Source organism: Cupriavidus sp. Agwp_2, from assembly GCF_040784895.1.
GTDB lineage: Bacteria > Pseudomonadota > Gammaproteobacteria > Burkholderiales > Burkholderiaceae > Cupriavidus.
Genome location: NZ_CP088084.1, coordinates 920,520 through 936,193 on the forward strand (window position 1 = coordinate 920,520; position 15,674 = coordinate 936,193).

At 65.1% G+C, this 15,674-nt stretch carries 14 protein-coding genes; 6 read left to right on the forward strand and 8 right to left on the reverse strand.

Annotated features, from left to right (window positions below):
- The first annotated feature begins 205 nt into the window (after positions 1-205).
- Positions 206-682, forward strand: a complete 477-nt coding sequence (locus tag LPA45_RS21945) for a hypothetical protein (RefSeq protein ID WP_116323424.1) — start codon at positions 206-208, stop codon at positions 680-682.
- 68 nt (positions 683-750) lie between these two features.
- On the opposite strand, the gene LPA45_RS21950 is transcribed toward LPA45_RS21945, so the two are convergent.
- The 8 genes from LPA45_RS21950 to LPA45_RS21985 all read right to left on the reverse strand — a co-directional run bounded on the left by LPA45_RS21950 (position 751) and on the right by LPA45_RS21985 (position 10,003).
- Entirely contained in the window at positions 751-1,242 is a 492-nt protein-coding gene (locus LPA45_RS21950) for a glycine zipper family protein (RefSeq protein WP_116323423.1), read from the reverse strand.
- A 255-nt stretch (positions 1,243-1,497) separates the two neighbouring features.
- Positions 1,498-4,491 carry a hybrid sensor histidine kinase/response regulator gene (locus LPA45_RS21955; RefSeq protein ID WP_116323422.1) on the reverse strand — a complete coding sequence of 998 codons (2,994 nt, stop codon included), beginning with the start codon at positions 4,489-4,491 and terminating at the stop codon, positions 1,498-1,500.
- Positions 4,491-5,141, reverse strand: a complete 651-nt coding sequence (locus LPA45_RS21960) for a response regulator transcription factor (RefSeq protein WP_116323421.1) — start codon at positions 5,139-5,141, stop codon at positions 4,491-4,493. Before LPA45_RS21960 ends, LPA45_RS21955 begins: the two co-directional genes overlap by 1 nt.
- A 381-nt stretch (positions 5,142-5,522) precedes the next feature.
- Entirely contained in the window at positions 5,523-5,753 is a 231-nt protein-coding gene (locus tag LPA45_RS21965) for a hypothetical protein (RefSeq protein ID WP_116323459.1), read from the reverse strand.
- A gap of 225 nt (positions 5,754-5,978) precedes the next feature.
- Positions 5,979-6,383 carry a hypothetical protein gene (locus LPA45_RS21970; protein WP_116323420.1) on the reverse strand — a complete coding sequence of 135 codons (405 nt, stop codon included), beginning with the start codon at positions 6,381-6,383 and terminating at the stop codon, positions 5,979-5,981.
- 52 nt (positions 6,384-6,435) lie between these two features.
- Positions 6,436-7,680, reverse strand: coding sequence for an NADH-quinone oxidoreductase subunit F (locus tag LPA45_RS21975; RefSeq protein WP_271815880.1), 1,245 nt, complete (start codon positions 7,678-7,680; stop codon positions 6,436-6,438).
- A gap of 19 nt (positions 7,681-7,699) precedes the next feature.
- On the reverse strand, positions 7,700-9,349 hold the full coding sequence (locus tag LPA45_RS21980) for an FAD-binding protein (RefSeq protein ID WP_116324056.1): 1,650 nt from the start codon (positions 9,347-9,349) through the stop codon (positions 7,700-7,702).
- A 15-nt stretch (positions 9,350-9,364) separates the two neighbouring features.
- Complete coding sequence (locus LPA45_RS21985; RefSeq protein ID WP_271815879.1) at positions 9,365-10,003, reverse strand: 4Fe-4S dicluster domain-containing protein; 639 nt, start codon at positions 10,001-10,003, stop codon at positions 9,365-9,367.
- 109 nt (positions 10,004-10,112) lie between these two features.
- On the opposite strand from LPA45_RS21985, the gene LPA45_RS21990 reads away from it, so the two are divergent.
- The 5 genes from LPA45_RS21990 to LPA45_RS22010 all read left to right on the forward strand — a co-directional run bounded on the left by LPA45_RS21990 (position 10,113) and on the right by LPA45_RS22010 (position 15,651).
- A complete protein-coding gene (locus LPA45_RS21990; RefSeq protein ID WP_116324064.1) occupies positions 10,113-11,213 on the forward strand; it encodes a DUF2950 domain-containing protein in 1,101 nt (366 codons plus the stop codon).
- A complete protein-coding gene (locus tag LPA45_RS21995) occupies positions 11,210-12,355 on the forward strand; it encodes a DUF3300 domain-containing protein (RefSeq protein WP_116324065.1) in 1,146 nt (381 codons plus the stop codon). Before LPA45_RS21990 ends, LPA45_RS21995 begins: the two co-directional genes overlap by 4 nt.
- A gap of 123 nt (positions 12,356-12,478) precedes the next feature.
- Positions 12,479-13,984, forward strand: coding sequence for a DASS family sodium-coupled anion symporter (locus LPA45_RS22000; RefSeq protein WP_271815878.1), 1,506 nt, complete (start codon positions 12,479-12,481; stop codon positions 13,982-13,984).
- 290 nt (positions 13,985-14,274) lie between these two features.
- The gene (locus LPA45_RS22005) at positions 14,275-14,568 is read left to right on the forward strand and encodes a hypothetical protein (RefSeq protein WP_116319629.1); all 294 of its coding nucleotides are present in this window, start codon (positions 14,275-14,277) and stop codon (positions 14,566-14,568) included.
- Between the two features lie 174 nt (positions 14,569-14,742).
- Positions 14,743-15,651 carry a 2-hydroxy-3-oxopropionate reductase gene (locus tag LPA45_RS22010; protein ID WP_317921256.1) on the forward strand — a complete coding sequence of 303 codons (909 nt, stop codon included), beginning with the start codon at positions 14,743-14,745 and terminating at the stop codon, positions 15,649-15,651.
- Positions 15,652-15,674 lie beyond the last annotated feature (23 nt).

Here is a 15,674-nt window from a genome sequence, read left to right on the forward strand (position 1 = left end):
TCAGTGAATGTGCACACCTTATGCCGGTGGTGCAGGCGGGGCTATCACAGAAATTAGAAAGTGAGGGCGGGTCGGATGGATGCGCCCCAAGCGTCGCCCGACATTTCGAATTCCTTTGATAGCCGCCACGACGAGGCCGGCTTACCCTGTGCGCCGTCGTATGCCCTCCCAGGTGAATATCAGGTTCACCTGAATTGACTATCCAATGAATGCTGTTTCGTCGATTTCTGCCTGTGTCATTGCCATTGCCACGGCAAGCGCCATCTCCGGATGCGCAATCCCTACCTCTGAGACGTGGAGTCCGTTCCAGGAGCCCTGGCCGTGGACAAAGATCGTCACCGTCAATCAGACCGATCATGACGTGCTGGAACTACGCGCCGGCACTTGCGAGACCGGACCCGCGTCGCGGCGCTCGCTGTCGGCGCCCTCTTTCTGCTTCCTTGGCACCAAGCCGGAGGGGCCCATCGCGATAACCTGGAGCGATGCCATAGCCGGCACGGAATCCCATGCCGCGCCCGAGCGGGGCGACTTGCATGCCTCGACCGCACCCCTGCCACAACTGTGGCGGGAAGATCCTCACGCGGGCGAAGCCATCGGCAATTTCCTCTGCGTGGTCTTGCGCAATGATGCGCGGGTAGATCTTGCCGTTACCGCCAGCGCAGAAGCCTGCGCCGTTCTCTAGGGCGCCTCTGACGTCGTGCTCTCCGGGATGGACCGGCTGACGCCAGCCCGGTCCACCTTCCGAGGTGCTTACTGCACTGAATAGCCGCGGCCCGCCATGCAGGCACGCCAGGCTTGCCAGTACGATGTCATGGCCCAGTCGTTGCTGGCCTGCGCCTGTGCGCCCATGGCTGCAGCCTGCCGGCGGTGCTGGCGATGGGCGACGCCACCAGCGACCGTGCCGACCGCCGCGCCCGCGGCAGCTCCCCTGCCCGCGTCACCGCCGATCGCGCCCACCACTGCCCCGGCAGCCGCTCCGCCCGCTGCGCCCCGTATCCTCTCGCCGCCGGGCAGGATGACCGGCGCTGGCGTGCTCGCTATGCGGGCCGGGTCGACGCCGGTCTCGCGCCGGGCCCAGCCATAGCAGGCCCCATCGTCGTTGGCCTGCTGGTAGGCCGACTGTCCTCTCAGCGGATAGGCAATGGGCTTCAGCAAGACCTGAGCCTGCGCCGTATTGGCCGCACCCGAGATCAGAACCAATGCCGTGCACGCGGCAAGAGCAAGACTTCTACGATTGCTCATGAACTCTCCTGAGGAGGTGCCAGTCCGGGGCATTGCGCCATCTTTCCCCGGTGGCAGGGATTCGCGCCTCGGTGTGGCGGCAATCAGCGCTAGCCGATGCGCCCGGCCGGGGCACATAAAAAAATGCCCGCCATACAGGCGGGCAAACCAAGGGCCTCGCAAGGGGGCAGTACCCAAGACGAGTGGTGCCTTAAGCAGGCATCCAGCCGTCCCCTCAATGCTGACCGCGCGCAGGAGTGTTCACAATCATAGAAGTTAGAAAGCCAGCGGACGGGAGCCGCAGGCGACCCGGTCCTCACCACGCCCGCGCTCGCATGCGCTCATCAGGCCTTGCATGATGAAGGCGGACTGCAGTTCGATCTCATCGTCCCAGCGCTTGGCTTCAGCCACGTGGTTGTGCAGGTCAGCGCAGACTTCGGACAGTCCTGAGCGCCCGACGACGCCGAGCGTCCCCGCGATACGATGCAGCAGCCGTTCCAGGTGGCGGATGTCTCGCGCTGCCCGGATCGCCTTGAACTCGTCCAGGTCCACCATGGTCTGCGCCAGGAACGCCTCGGCGTATTCTTCGGCGACCGACGGCAGTTCAGGGAGATCGTCATCGGTTAGCGGCACTGGCGCCGCCCCTTCATCCGTGTGTAGCGGTTCGGCCCGGGTGGCAACAGCATCGAGCACCGAAGCCAGCGTCGCCAGCGACACCGGTTTGGTGAGATAGCCGGTGAAACCGCTTGCCAGCCCCTCGGTAACATCCTTCGGTCTGGCGCTAGCGCTTACGGCATAGACGGGTACTTCCGGCCCGCGCCGCCTGATTTCACGAAGCAGGTCGAATCCATTCATGACGGGCATGTCCACGTCCGTCAGCACTGCGTGCACGGCCTGCTCCGACAAGACTGCCAAGGCCTCGTTGCCGTTGCCGGCTTCGATAACGCTCGCACCCAGCAGGTGAAGCTGGTCGCGCAGCAGCTTCCTGTTCAGCAGATTGTCTTCCGCGACCAACACGGAAAGGCCCGCGAAAGGAGCTGAAGATTGATCGTGCATGGCAGCCCCGACACGAACTTCGCCGACATGCTCAGGCTGCGGAGCTTTCTTGAGGGCCGCCTGTACAGCGGCATGGATACCGGCCAGGCTGTAGGCAGACACATCCCGGCTGCCATCCGGCCGCGTGGTCGGGACGAGCGGGCCCAGTTGCCTGAGCCATACGATAGAGGCTGGCTTCCGCCACCACGCAATGACCTGGGCCGGATCCAGGGACTCGGTCACGAGCAGGCAGTCGAATCGGTCCCCGTCAATGGGCTCGTCGATGTTCGACCGGAAAGACGGCTGGCATGATCCCCAGTCGAAATGGTTCAGCATTGCTTCGCGGCACTCTGGCTCACGGGACAGGACCAGGGCGCGGTGCGGCGCCAGGCGCCATTGCGCCGGGGTCTGGTGCCCACCCGGCGTGCTGAGCGGCAGGCGAACCGTGACGCGCGTGCCAACGCCTAATACGCTGTCCAGCGTGATACGTCCGTTCATCCGCTCCACCAGCCGCAGGCAGATTGACAGTCCAAGCCCGGTCCCGCCGGCCTGCGCGAGACGATTGTTGCCGACCTGGGAGAATGGCTGGAAGAGCCGATCCTTGTACGCCTCCGGTATGCCAACGCCGGTGTCGGTGATGACGATCTCAAGGTTTGCATCCACCCATTGCGCGCGCAGGACAATCTTCCCCGCCTCGGTGAACTTGAACGCGTTGCCAAGCAGGTTGTTGATGATCTGGGTCAGGCGCACCGGGTCAAGATTGAGCCGCGCCGGAATCTCCTTGCCATATACCGCGAAGAAGCTCAGCCCACGCCGCGCCGCAAGCGGCGCGTGCGAGATCGCAATGCGACCGAGGAGTTCCGTGACGACGACGGGCTCCTCCGCCAGGCGCATCGCTCCCACGTCGAGCTTCGAAAAATCGAGCACGTCGTTAACGATCTGCAGCAACCCTTCGGCCGACACCTGCATGGCGCTTACCCGCGCCCGCTGCTCCGGCCCCAGCGTGCCGAGGGCCACGAGCTCCATGTTTCCCAGCAGCGAGGAAAGCGGCGTCCGTATCTCGTGGCTCATCGACGCAAAGAACGCCACCTTGGCCTTGGCCGCAGCCTCGCTGGCGAGTCTCGCTTCGTGCAATAGCTGCTGCGCGCGTGCCGCCTCGGCATAGGTGCCGGTCAGGAAGCGATAGTTCCAGTAGCGATACATCGCAAACAGCAAGGCGAGCAGCGCAGCGGTCATCAGGCCGGTGGCAAGCAATTCCTCGCGCATTTCCCGGAACTGCTGCCCTAGCGGCAGCGCGAAGACAAGGTGGCCGAAATCCGCAACCAGCGGCGGGCGCCGCAGGGCCCACCCATAGTCCTGGACCCAATGAAACAGCCCCTCCGGAAGTCCCTCCAGCCTGTCGTCCAGGCGCCGTGCGTTGGCCCCTTCACCTGAAGCAACCAGGGGCGTGCCCAGGCGATCGACGACAATTGGCTCCGGGATCGACAAGTTCGGCCAGGCTGGCCGAAGCAAGTCTTGCAGCGGGATCCGCGTCAACACGATGGCGTAGAGTGCGTCGCCTTTCGCGACCAGCGATGCGCCAACCATCTCCGGACTCCCTCCGGCCGCATTCGCCGGAATGCCCAGCCATACGACGCGCTTCTCCCGTGCTGCCTGCAAGAGATCCATGTCGCGGCCCTGGAACCGTTCAAGAATCATCGAGGTGATGCTTGACGACGACAGCGGCGGAAGGGTCGCCCCCACGCCGGATCCCGATGCGTCAGGCGCTTCATACCGATACGTCGCCCCGTTCGCAATCGAGATCATCTCGATCGAAGGCTTCTGGCTTGCGGCAGTCAGCGTCCGGACGGCCTGGTCGCAACTCTGCTCCAACACGGGATCGGGAGGCGCGGACGGAGACACCTGCGTGCACAGACTGCCGGCATGCGCGCGGTGCGCCACGGGGACTTTGCCATTGCTGCGCAACTCAAGGATCAGGTTCGTCGCCGTCAGGGTGCTGCGGCGTTCGAGCACCGCATCGACTACGCCTTGCTCGTACAGGCGCGCGACCTGCTCCTGGGCACGCAGGGATCCATTCAGGCGGGCAAGCATGGCTGCCGAAGCGATCGCGATGGCGACCAGCCCCAGCAGCAGGACCACCATCGAGAACACACGGCGCTCCCGCTGCAGATTCCGCTCAACCGAGTGGTCGGCGTGTAGTGGCGATTGCTGCGAGCGCTCGCGTTCGTCCTGCATCAGGCAAGACCGTTGTCGCGTGCGTACGTGACAAGGTCCGCATTACTGGTGATATTCAGCTTGCGCATTGCCGATCGCTTCTGCGTCGCGATGGTAGCGAGCGATCGATGGAGATATCCCGCGATCTGCGTGAGAGTGCTGCCAGTCGCGAACATCCGCACAACTTCGATCTCACGGGGGGATAGCGGGCTTGCCGTGCCGTTGACCAACGCCCCCGCGCTTGACATCCTGGCCGCTATGCCCGGCGACAGGCGCTGGCCAGTACCGGTTATGGCATCGACGCAGATTTGCCTCAGGATGCCCGGCTCCTCGTCCTTCCCGACGATGGCCTCAACGCCCATCTCCCTGATGCGCGTGAGCAGTCCGCCGTTGGTCAACATCGTGAAAACCACGATCGGCGTATTTGGGCGGGACTGCCTGAGCCGGTGGATCAGGCGAAGACCGTCGTCATTGACCTGGGAACGCTCCATCGTGAAATCGGTAACGATAAGGTCAGGTTGTTGCGTTTGTAGCGCCGCAAAGAGCTCTTTTCCTGACGAGCATATTGCGGAAATCCGGACATTCGGAATCTCGCTCAAGGTAGCCTTGACTGCGAGCTGAATTACCGGGTGATCGTCGGCGATCACGGCGGAGATGATTGGTGGCGGCATGCGCGTTAACTCAGACCGGCAGCACGCTTGGGTGGATCGGGGCGGCGTGACCAGCCGGCGAAACTGGCTGCATAGGGCGCTGGATTTTACCAAAGGGCCCTCGCCTTCATTTGACAAAGCGGGACATATATTTGGCTGATCGTCCCACCCTTGATGTCATGCCTTGTTTTCATTGGCCATCGCCTGGCCTGACTCGAATTCCGTAACTGCGCAAGGTCGCCTGGCAAATCGCCGCCATGGCTTCGCGCGTGGAAAAGGCCTGATGTCCAGCACGACGACAGTGCTGGCCGCGAGTGACGGTTCCGGGTCGGCCGGAGGCAGCCGCGGCCTGGGGCCAGGTGACGGAAGTCAGAGTGGTACTAGCAGGGCCTATGCAAGCGTCTAGTATTTGATATCGCGTGCTGTCTCGCGGCCCTGTTGCTTAGTCTGACGCTTATCCTGCCGGCAATTCGCATTGCTTTGCTGGTCGGTGGCACGACAGTCTTGCTTCGTCTGCCTGGCATCCTGACGCGTTTCCTGGCGAACGTCACGGCCGGCCCGGCGTTGCTGCGCTTGCTCTGTCGCCCACGCCGTGCTGGCAAACGTGGCGCTGGCAAGTACCAGTGTCGCCATTTGCGATATCAGCTTCAGAACATAGGAATGGGACATGTCGCCTCCCAAATGGATCAGCCTTGTGCCGTCAAGCCACTCTGGCTTTCCCAAGACAGCTTGGCTAGCTGGTACGTTCATGCATGGCGGCCACGCTGATTGCGACACCGCCGTCCCGACAACTTTAGGCCGGCTGGAATCAGAGCGCTACCCTTTTCCCCACGTGATGCCAACCAGAGTTTGCTGGTATTACCGCCTCTGCGGCACAACCTGTCGCGGCGGATAGAGTTTCTGGAACTGCGCCGTTGTGATCCCCATTTCGCCCGTGTCATCAATGATCGTCATCTCGCGCCACGCCCTCGGGGCGCCTTGAAGCCCAGGGAACTCGCTCAATTGCCAGATGCGCCCGGCCTGAGTATCGAGCAAGAACGGGCCTGCGCGGGCGCCTGTCGGATTGACGACGATTTGATATCGCCCGTTGGTAGTGGGCCGAGGTCTGTCATTGGCGCCTTGCGGTGGCGCCGCGGCCACCGCTTCGCTGCTGCCGGCGACTGGCGGCGTGACGCTTGTCGGAGCAGGTGGCTGCTCGCGCTTTCCGCATGCCGAGACCAGTGCCACCGACAAGGACAGCACACAAGTTGCAATGCAATGCATGGTTGACTCCATGACCGCGCCGGATGCCCTGTCGGGCGTCCGCTTGCTGGGGCTATGCCATCAAAAGCGCCTCGTATTCTTCCCGGAACTGATCCAGGGAGCTGTTCACCACCGTCACGGCGCCATCGATCAGGCCGCAGCGCCCGCTGCCGGGAAGGATGCGGCACAGGTTTTCCAACGCTTCCACGTCCGCGCGCACGCCGCGGCCGGTATCGATCCGATTGAGCAGCCGCATCAGCTGGAAGGTCCCGCCCTTGCATGGCGGGCACTGGCCGCACGAACCCTGGGCGAAGAAGCTCACATACTCGGCCACCTTGCGGACGATGCTGGTTCCTTCCGACACCACGATCATCGCGCCGGTCCCCAACCGCGAGCGCCGCTGCCGCACTGAATCAAAGTCCAGTGCCACGTCGAGGTCGCGCTTGGTCAGCAGGGTATTGGAAGGACCGCCCGTAAAGACCGCCTTGAATTCCTTGCCCTGGAGCATGCCGCCGCCATGCCCGAACACCAGCGTCTCCAGGCTCGTGCCCATCGGCAGCTCATACAGCCCGGGCCGCAACACGTCGCCCGACAGCGAATACAGCTTCGTGCCCGCCGCATTGCCGGTGCCGAGGCTGCGATACCACTGCGCGCCGTGGCGCAGGATGCCGGGCACGTGGGCCAGCGTCTCGGTGTTGTTGACGACCGTCGGCGCGCCATGCACCCCGTGCTGGGCGGGAAAAGGCGGCTTGCGGCGCGGAAACGGGAACCCGCCCTCCACGCTCGCGATGACCGCGGTCTCCTCGCCACCGATGTACAAGCCCGAGCTCGGCACCACGCTGAGCGATACCGGCCCGCCGACCAGTTGCGCCAGCTCGGCGAACTGCGCGTGCCCCTGCCACTGCTGCACCGCCTGGCGGGTCCTGTCCAGCGCCAGTGGCTGATGCGGATTGACGTACAGGACGACGTGGTTGGCACGGGTGGCGGCCGCGGCGATCAGCGCGCCCTCTATCACCTGGTGCGGCGTATGTTCCAGCAGGAACCGGTCCTTGAAGGTTCCCGGCTCGTCTTCATTGCCATTGCAGATGATGTATTTGTCGCCATCGGCGGCAGCGGCCACCGGCGTCCACTTGCGATGCGTCGCGAAGCCGGCGCCGCCCATCCCGCGCAGGTCCGCCTGTTCGATTTCTGCAATGATCGTGGCCGGTTCGCGCAGCGCCCTGGCCAGCCCCTCTCCGCCGCCCCGCGCAAGCCAGCCATCCAGGTCCGCACCGACGCGGATATCCTCGTTGAGGAGTACCTGATTCAGGTGTTCCATCGCGCGCTCCGTGGGTCGATCACCGCGTGCCGCCGACCGTGCGGCCCCGTACGCCGGAGCGCAATCCGGCATCGTCGCGCAGATCGAAATGGGCGTAACCGGGGAACAGCTGCGGTGCCTTGACATGCAGTGGCAGCCCGGCCAGCGTCAGTTCCCGCTGCCACGCATGCACGTGGCCGATCCCGGCGCGCACGGCCATCCCAGCGCGCCCCGCTTGTGCCGCGCTGGCACCGGCACGCCGGCCCATGCTCAGGATGTCGAGCAGCGCGTTGCCCATCAGCCGGTTGCGCCCGTGGATGCCGCCCGTAACCTCGCCCACGCAGTAAAGTCCCGGCACGCTCGTCGCGCCATCCTTGTCGATGGCAACGCCGCCATTCTGGTAGTGCAGGGTCGGATAGACCAGGAAAGGCTCCTGCGCCGCGTCCTGCCCGCACTTGTGCGCCAGATGGCGCAGCGTGACCAGCCGCTTGGCGAGGATGCCGGGATTCTCCATTTCGAGCGTCGGCGTGTCGAGGAACACCCCGACCTGTCCGCCCCGCTCGATGCCGCGGCCCTGCGCGCACTCGCGCAGGATGGCCGAGGCCACGATGTCCCGGGGCTTGAGTTCATCGACAAAGCGCTCGCCCTCGCCGTTGAGCAGCCGGGCGCCCGCCGAGCGCGCCGCTTCCGAGATCAGGCCGCCCGCCAGGTGCGGCGGGTAGGCGATGCCGGTGGGGTGGTACTGGAACGAATCGAGCTCGCGCAGGCGCGCCCCGAGGCGATAGGCAAGCACCAGGCCGTCCGCGGTGGCGCCGTAGTGATTGGAGGTGGGGAAGCTGTTCAGGTGCAGGCGCCCCGCCCCGCCGGTGGCGAGAATCACGGCACGCGCGCGCACCAGCATGAAGGTTCGCCATTCGAGGTTGTAGATCACGGCGCCGGCGCAGCGGCCCCGTTCGTCGGACAGCAGCTCGACCGCGGGGCAGCGGTTCCACACCGCAACCCCCGGTTCCAGGTCCACGGCCTCGCGCAGCACGCGCATCATCTCCAGCCCGGTGTAATCCCGATAGGACAGGATGCGCGCGGCCGACGCCCCGCCTGGCTTCTTGCGCAGCAGGTTGCCGCCAAAGGGCCGGTCCTCTTCCTGGTCAAACATCATGCCCAGCCGGATCAGCCAGCGGATGACATCGGGCCCGTCCATCACCATCTGCGCGACCAGTTCCGGCTCGCCGCGGAAATGACCGGCGCGCAATGTGTCCTCGAAGTGCAGCTGGGGACTGTCATCCTCGCCGATGGCCGCCTGGATGCCGCCCTCGGCCATCACGGTATTGCTGTCGCCAAGGCGCAGCTTGGTGGCCAGGATCACCTGTGCGCCCTGCCCGGCCGCCGTGAGCGCTGCCGCGCAGCCTCCTCCGCCGCCGCCGATGATCAGCACATCGGTGGAGACGAGTTGGGCGCCGGCAATGTCGACATCGTCAATCAGCGCATTAGCCTGCAGACAGCGCGCAAGATCCGGCTGGCAGGGCTCGCCGCGGTTCACGCCGACGGCCAGCGCAACGCGCGCATTGGGCCCGTGGTCTGGGTGATAGCCCTTGAGCAGCGCTTCGACGCTGTCGTCGTCGCTGCGCATCGCTGTCGCGACGCCGGGCCGGTACCGCCGGCGCGCTTCATCGTATGGGATGCCGGTTGGCATGTTTGTCTGCCCCCGTCAGCGCGGCGGCTGCGCGCCTGGTGCGTCAAAGTCGATCGTCATCGCGCCGCTTTCGAGCTGTTGCAGGCGCAGCATGAGATTGGCGGGCCGCAGCGTCTGGGCCGCGATCATGCGCCGCACGAACAGGCCGAGATGGTTGGGGCGGATATGCTCGGGGCAGGCCAGCGTGCAGAGGTTGCACATGACACATTCGTCGAAGACCTGGCTGGCGGCGCTGAGCTTGCCCTCCACGGCGAACTGCACGCCCTGCTGGACCGCCAGCTCCTTCGGACAGGCGCGGTCGCATCCGCTGCAGTGGCGGCAATGGGCGGCCTCGGGGAACACCGTGGAAATCGTCCGCAAGGCTTCCCAGCTCTCGCCGACCTCCTCCATGCGATAGACGTGCCGCTCCGACGCCGTGAAGTAGTCCAGGAACGCGACCTGCATGCCGTCCTCGACCAGCGTCTCGCAGGCCAGCGCCGTGCGTACATCCTGCTCGCCGCTGCGCCGCACCATGACCCGGCACGAGCCGCAGACGCCCTGGCCCATGCAGCCCACGCCTTCAACCAGCGTCTCCCCTGCGTGCAGGAAGGCCTGCAGGATGGAACAGTTTGCCGGTGCCTCGATTTGCCGCCCCTCGATGCTCAAACGTGCCATTTCACATCCTGTCGTGTCGGCGGCGCCAGCCGCACATTTAACTGGCGCACTGTCCGAAAAGGTCATATAAACCATAGCACAGCGAAGGTCTTTGCCTAGGGGAAGCCCCATGAAAACCCTGATGACGGCGCTTGCGCCCGTCGTGGCCGCGGTCGTGGTCGCGTTGATTCCCGCGCCCGAGGGGCTGGCACTGCACACGTGGCTGTACGTCGCGATCTTCGTCGGCGTCATCGTCGGGCTGATGCTCGAGCCCATCCCTGGTGCCGCCATCGGCCTGATCGCGGTGACGCTGGTGTCCCGGAACCGCGTGATTGTGCGCCCTCGAAGGGTGCCCCTTGGCGCAGCCGCTGCGGTAGCCTGCCTTTGCCTGTTCGCGCTAAGCCCGGCGCTTGCCTTCGCGCGCCAGGTCTTCGACTCGCCCGATGCAGCGATGGCGGCCTTTGGGCAGGCGGTGCGCAATGACGACGAAGCGGCCATGCGCCGCATGCTGGGCGCCAGTTTCCGCGACATCATTCCGCCAGCCGGTGACGACGTGCGGAACCGGTTCAACAGTGCCTGGGCGCAGTCGCACCGCTTGCAGCAGACGGACAAGCACGCCTTCATCGCTGTCGGCGACGACGGCTGGACCCTGCCGGTGCCGCTGGTCAAAGCGGCGGGCGGCTGGCAATTCGACACGCGGGCGGGCGTCGAGGAAATGCGCGTGCGCCGCATCGGCCGCAACGAGCTTGCCGTGATCCAGACCATGCAGGCCATCTGCGATGCGCAAACCGAATATGCCCAGACGATGCACGATGGCGAGAAGCGCCTGGTCTATGCGAACAGGCTATCCAGTTCCCCGGGCAAGCAAGACGGGCTCTATTGGCCGACCGCCTCGAATGAGCCACCGAGTCCGCTCGGCCCGGCTTTCCGCGACGCCGGCACGCGCAATGCAAGCAAGGACGGCTACCACGGCTACCACTACAAGCTGCTGACCGCGCAAGGGCCGCACGGCGACGGCGGCAAGCTGAACTATGTCGTCGACGGCAAGCTGTTCGGCGGCTTCGCGGTCATGGCCTGGCCGGTGCGGTACGGAGAAACCGGCGTGATGAGCTTCATCGTCAGCCACAAAGGGCAAGTGTATGAACGCGACCTTGGAGCCAACAGCGCGGCCAAGGCAGCAGCAACGAAGTCTTTTGACCCGGCGCCCGGCTGGCGGAGGGTATCGCCATGAGGCATCGCATCCTGACCATGGCTTGCTGCAGCGCGCTGGCGCTGGCCGGATGCCAGAGCGCCGGCCCGCCAGCTACGGAGCCGGCATCCGCGCTGCCTGGCGGCGGCACGACACAGGCCCAGAGCGAACCCGCTCCCTACAAGGCGGAAGAAATCGAGGCGCTGGTCGCCCCGATCGCACTCTACCCCGATCCGCTGCTGTCGCAGGTGCTGATGGCTTCCACCTATCCGCTCGAGGTCGCCCTTGCCGCGCGCTGGCTCAAAGGACACCCTGACCTGAAAGGCGACGCCGCCGTCAAGGCAGTGCAGAACGAGACCTGGGATGTCAGCGTGAAATCGCTGGTGGCCTTTCCGCAGATACTTGGGCCAATGGGTGACAAGCTCGACTGGACCCAGAAGCTCGGAGACGCCTTCCTGGCGCAGCAGAAGGATGTGATGGCTGCCGTGCAACGCCTGCGCGTGCGCGCCCAGCAAGCCGGGCATCTCAAGTCGGGCGCACAGCAGACTGTGATCGTGGAACCCGCAACCGCTGCCGAAGCCACGCAGCAAACGATCGTGCGCATCGAACCGGCGAATCCCGAGGTGATCTACGTGCCGGTGTACGACCCCGCCATTGTCTACGGCGGCTGGGGCTATGCCGGCTATCCGTACTACTACTGGCCGCCCTACGGACCTTACTATCCTGGCGACGCCTTCCTCGGCGGCATTGCATGGGGTATCGGCCTGGCCGGGGCCATTGCCATTTTTGGCGACTGCGACTGGAACAACGGCGGCGTCCATGTGGAGCACCACAAGGCCCGCAATATCGACCGCAACTTTGACGCCAGCAAGCTGGATAAAGGCCGCTGGCAGCATGATGCGCGGCACCGCCAGGGTGTTGCCTATCGTGACAACGCCACGCGCGAGAAATTCGGCAGGAGCACGGCCGATGCGTCGGGCCGCGGCGGATTCCGCGGGCGCGATGCGACCGGTGGCCGGGACAATGGCTTCCAGGGCGTGGGCCGGGGCGGCAGCGCCGTGCAGCGCGACGTCAGTCGCGGCAACCAGAGCCTGCATTCCGGGGCCGGCCGGGGCGGCGGCTTTGGCGGTGGCGCACGCGCGGGTGGCTTTGGTGGCGGACGAGGTGGTGGTGGACGACGTTAGGTAACCATGCCCGCTTGGCGTGGTGCAGGTCGCGTTCGGTTGCGTTCCTCTGATCGGCGGGTGGCGAAGCGCAGCCACTGACTTATCCAGAACTCCACCAACTCTTCTGGGAGGGATCAAAAAATGCTCACAAGACTAAAAGCGGCGTTCCTCTACTTCAACAGCGTGGTCCCGTTCCGGTTAGGCCCCGCCCTGATCACGACGGTCGTGCTGATCACCCTGCTGCTGCTGCCTGTGCCCGCGGGGCTCACGCCCAAGGCTTGGGGCCTGGTTGCCATCTTTCTGACGACAATCGTTGCAATCATCCTGAAGGTCATGCCGATCGGAGTGATGGCGATGATGGCGATCGTGATCCTCTCGCTGTCACAGGTGACCTCGACTTCGTCCAAGGGGGCGATCGCCGATGCGCTGACCGCCTTCGACAATCCGCTAATCTGGCTGATCGTGGTGGCCATCCTGATCTCCCGCGGCGTGAAGAAGACCGGCCTGGGCACCCGTATCGGCCTGATTTTCATCTCCCTGATGGGGAAACGGACGATAGGCATCGGCTACGGTCTGGTCACGTGTGAACTGGTACTGGCGCCCTTCACGCCGAGCAATACCGCGCGCGGTGGCGGCATCGTGCATCCGATCATGAAGTCGATCGCCAACGCATTCGACTCCGACCCGGCCACGGGCACCGAGGGCAAGGTCGGCACCTACCTGGCGTTGGTCAACTATCACGCCAACCCTATCTCGTCGGCGATGTTCGTGACCGCCACCGCCCCGAACCCGCTGGTGGTGGACTACATCGCCAAGGCGACCAATCAGAATCTGCATCTGAGCTGGACGGACTGGGCGCTTTGCATGTTGGTGCCCGGCCTGCTATGTATGCTGCTGATGCCGCTGGTGATCTATGTGTTGTCGCCGCCGCAGCTCAAGGCCACACCCAACGCGGTGGAATACGCGCACGCCGAGCTTGCAAAGATGGGGCCTGTGTCGCCGAAGGAAATGGTCATGATTTTCACCTTCGCGCTGCTGCTGCTACTGTGGGCCAACGTTCCGGCGATGCTGTTCGGTCCGGCGCTAACGCTGGACCCGACGGTGGTCGCCTTGGTCGGCCTGTTCGTGCTGATCATTACCGGCACCATCGACTGGGATGACGTGCTGTCCGAGAAGAGCGCCTGGGACACGCTGATCTGGTTCGGTGCGCTGATCATGCTGGCCGAGCAACTGAACAAGCAGGGTGTGATCGGGTGGTTCTCTAAGGGCATGAGCGACGCGATCGTGGCCAGCGGCATTGGCTGGGGCGGCACGGCCGCGATCCTGGTGGCGGTCTTCGTTTTCTCGCACTACCTGTTTGCCAGCACGACGGCGCACATCAGTGCGATGATGCTCGCCTTCCTGACGGTCGGAGTCCATCTGATACCGCCAGCGTATGTGGTGCCGTTCATGCTGCTGATGGCGGCCGGCTCGGCGATCATGATGACGCTGACCCACTATGCGACGGGCACCTCGCCGATCATCTTCGGCAGCGGCTTTGTCACGATGGGAACCTGGTGGCGCGTCGGTTTTGTGATGTGCGTGGTGGAGCTGCTGATCTTCGCCGTGGTCGGGAGCGTCTGGTGGAAGGTGCTTGGCTTTTGGTGAGCACGCAGCTTTGGATTGGCAGCAACAAGTTCGATCGCATCAAAATTTGGGAAGGTGTTTGCCAGGGTCGGGGAAGAACCCCTCCCCTGCGAAGACCATGACTCAGTCCAGTACCAAGCAGATGCCCGCCGTGCCCCATGTCGCGGAAACTTTCGGTTTCCGTCTCAGATTTTCCGGAAATTTGTCGCTAGTCGCAGCACTTGAGTCACTCGACGCGGACTTTTCTTGCATCCGCCAGAATACTGTATATATTTACAGTACCTGTATGGATGAACAGTGGGAGTCCGGTTATGGAACACCTGATCCGTGTGCAAAACGACTACGACCGCCAGGTGCTGGCCTGGCTGCGCGGGCGCATCGGCGATGCCGCGCTGCAGACCGTGGCGCTGCGCCTGGGCCGCGACCGCAAGCCCTACCTGTCGACAATCTGCCGCAGCCTCGGGATCCGCCCGCCTGGCCGGCGCCAGTTCGCCGCCGAGGCCGCGCGCATGCACCGGACGGTGGGCGACCAGTACCTGGCCCGCATCCGCGAGATCCTGGGCCAGCGTCCGGGCGATGCTGCCAAGGATGCGGCGTGCCGCTGACCCGTCGGCGCGGCTCGCCAGCGCGCAATGAGCCCCGTTGCCAGCATTGGCGCGGGGCTTTTTCCTTGCTCCGGCAGGCGCACGTATCCGCGGCCTTACCGGCGTGCGACTGACTATGATCAGAGTTAAGCGTCTGCCTGTGCGGGCGCTCCCACGCAACCACCGGACACTGTCATGAGCAAGATCGGCTTTATCGGGCTTGGCGTGATGGGCAAGCCCATGGCGCAGCACGTCGTCGACGGCGGGCATACCGTGTTCGCCCATACCCGCAGCGGCGTGCCGCAGGCCCTGCTGGACGCGGGCGTTCAGGCCTGCGGCAGCGCCGAAGAGGTCGCGCGGCAGTCGGAAACCATCATCCTGATGCTGCCCGACACGCCCGACGTGGAGCAGGTCCTCTTCGGCAAGGAGGGCGTCGCCGACGGCCTCGCCGAGACGCCGGGAGGCGTCACCGTGATCGACATGAGCTCGATCTCGCCGATCGCCACGCGCGAGTTCGCGCGCTGCATCGAGGCGCTGGGCGTGGACTACGTCGATGCACCGGTTTCCGGCGGCGAGGTTGGCGCCAAGGCCGGCACGCTGTCGATCATGGCCGGCGGCAAGCAGGAAGTGTTCGACCGCGTGCTGCCGCTGCTGCAGCTGATGGGCAAGAATATCGTGCGCGTCGGCGAAGCCGGCGCGGGCCAGGTGGCCAAGGTGGCCAACCAGGTGATCGTGGCGCTGACCATCGAGGCTGTCGGCGAGGCGCTGGTGCTGGCCGCGCGTGCCGGCGCCGATCCCGCGCGCGTGCGCGAGGCGCTGATGGGCGGCTTTGCCAGTTCGCGCATCCTTGAGGTCCATGGCGAACGCATGATCAAGCGGACCTTCGACCCGGGCTTCCGCATCGCCCTGCACCAGAAGGACCTGGAACTGGCGCTGTCCACCGCGCGCCAGCTGGGCGTGCGCCTGCCCAGCACGGCGTCGTGCCAGCAGTTGTTCAACGTCTGCGACGGCCTGGGCGGCAGCGGCTGGGACCATTCCGCGCTGGTGCGGGCGATCGAGCACCTGTCGTCGTTCGCCATCGGCGACACGCCGCCGGCGGCCTGAGCCCGGCCACTTTGTCGAGCCTG

Excerpts from the sequence above, each read along its gene's own strand:
- LPA45_RS21950 (WP_116323423.1), bottom strand. The coding sequence starts at position 1,242 with ATGAGCAATCGTAGAAGTCTTGCTCTTGCCGCGTGCACGGCATTGGTT.
- LPA45_RS22010 (WP_317921256.1), top strand. The coding sequence starts at position 14,743 with ATGAGCAAGATCGGCTTTATCGGGCTTGGCGTGATGGGCAAGCCCATG.
- LPA45_RS21960 (WP_116323421.1), bottom strand. The coding sequence starts at position 5,141 with ATGCCGCCACCAATCATCTCCGCCGTGATCGCCGACGATCACCCGGTA.
- LPA45_RS21975 (WP_271815880.1), bottom strand. The coding sequence starts at position 7,680 with ATGGAACACCTGAATCAGGTACTCCTCAACGAGGATATCCGCGTCGGT.
- LPA45_RS21995 (WP_116324065.1), top strand. The coding sequence starts at position 11,210 with ATGAGGCATCGCATCCTGACCATGGCTTGCTGCAGCGCGCTGGCGCTG.
- LPA45_RS21970 (WP_116323420.1), bottom strand. The coding sequence starts at position 6,383 with ATGCATTGCATTGCAACTTGTGTGCTGTCCTTGTCGGTGGCACTGGTC.
- LPA45_RS21965 (WP_116323459.1), bottom strand. The coding sequence starts at position 5,753 with ATGGCGACACTGGTACTTGCCAGCGCCACGTTTGCCAGCACGGCGTGG.
- LPA45_RS21980 (WP_116324056.1), bottom strand. The coding sequence starts at position 9,349 with ATGCCAACCGGCATCCCATACGATGAAGCGCGCCGGCGGTACCGGCCC.
- LPA45_RS21990 (WP_116324064.1), top strand. The coding sequence starts at position 10,113 with ATGAAAACCCTGATGACGGCGCTTGCGCCCGTCGTGGCCGCGGTCGTG.
- LPA45_RS22005 (WP_116319629.1), top strand. The coding sequence starts at position 14,275 with ATGGAACACCTGATCCGTGTGCAAAACGACTACGACCGCCAGGTGCTG.
- LPA45_RS22000 (WP_271815878.1), top strand. The coding sequence starts at position 12,479 with ATGCTCACAAGACTAAAAGCGGCGTTCCTCTACTTCAACAGCGTGGTC.
- LPA45_RS21955 (WP_116323422.1), bottom strand. The coding sequence starts at position 4,491 with ATGCAGGACGAACGCGAGCGCTCGCAGCAATCGCCACTACACGCCGAC.
- LPA45_RS21985 (WP_271815879.1), bottom strand. The coding sequence starts at position 10,003 with ATGGCACGTTTGAGCATCGAGGGGCGGCAAATCGAGGCACCGGCAAAC.
- LPA45_RS21945 (WP_116323424.1), top strand. The coding sequence starts at position 206 with ATGAATGCTGTTTCGTCGATTTCTGCCTGTGTCATTGCCATTGCCACG.